General features: G+C 55.4%; 2 protein-coding genes. One reads left to right on the forward strand and one right to left on the reverse strand.

Translation table 11 applies throughout. The annotated features are described in order from the left end of the window. On the reverse strand, nucleotides 1-305 hold a 305-nt coding region (yhbY, locus tag ACP7BV_RS27295), incomplete at its 3' end, for a ribosome assembly RNA-binding protein YhbY (RefSeq protein WP_426108043.1). Between the two features lie 40 nt (nucleotides 306-345). Between yhbY and ACP7BV_RS27300 the strand changes: the two genes are divergently transcribed. Beyond that, on the forward strand, nucleotides 346-964 hold a 619-nt coding region (locus ACP7BV_RS27300), incomplete at its 3' end, for an RlmE family RNA methyltransferase (protein WP_426108045.1).

A 964-nucleotide genomic window follows, 5' to 3' on the forward strand; every position in this document is an offset into this window, starting at 1 on the left:
GGGCCGGACTTGCTGCTGCGCTCTTTCTCAACTTCAACCTTGGGCCGATAAATAACCAGCAGCTTGCCGATATGCTGCACCGGATGGGCCTGCAATTCAGTACAGATGTTCTCGTAAATTTCAGTGCGCATCGCCCGATCGTCACCGAACACGCGCACCTTGATCAGGCCGTGCGAATCCAGGCTGGCGGAGATTTCCTTGATGACCGACGGCGTCAGGCCCGCTTCGCCAATGATGACGACAGGCTTTAGCGCATGGGCTTCAGCGCGCAGTGCGCTGCGCTCGACGGGTGTAAGTTTTAGCATAATATTTTAATTAATCCTTTAAAAGCAGTATTCTACGCGAATGGCAAAGAAAAAATTAAACAAGAACTGGTTGCACGACCATATTAACGACCCCTACGTCAAGTTGGCGCAGAAAGAGGGTTATCGTGCACGCGCCGCCTACAAGCTCAAGGAAATCGACGAGAGCGAAAAGCTGATCAAATCCGGCCAGGTCATCGTCGACCTTGGCTGCACCCCGGGCAGCTGGGGGCAGTACGTGCGCCGCAAGCTGGCGGGCGCCGACGGCGGCGGCATCAACGGCACCATTATCGGCCTCGACATGCTGCCGATGGAGCCGATTGCCGACATGCATTTTATCCTCGGCGACTTCCGCGAGGCGCGCATTTTACGCCAGCTCGATACCATCCTGGCCGGCCGCAAATGCGACCTGGTGTTGTCGGACATGGCGCCCAACCTGTCGGGCATCCCGACGGCAGACTCGGCCCGCATGGAACACCTGATCGACCTGGCGATTGAATTTTCGCAATTTCACATGAAGCCGAGCGGAGCGCTGGTAGTAAAGTGCTTCAAGGACATGGGTTTCAGCCAAGTCGTCGAAAAGTTCCGCGCTGAATTTAAAATTGTCAAACAGATCAAGCCGAAAGCGAGCCGCGATAAGTCGTCGGAAATTTTCCTGGTTG

The sequence above is a fragment of the Massilia sp. TSP1-1-2 genome, from assembly GCF_049896185.1.
Classification (GTDB): Bacteria; Pseudomonadota; Gammaproteobacteria; order Burkholderiales; family Burkholderiaceae_D; genus Telluria_A.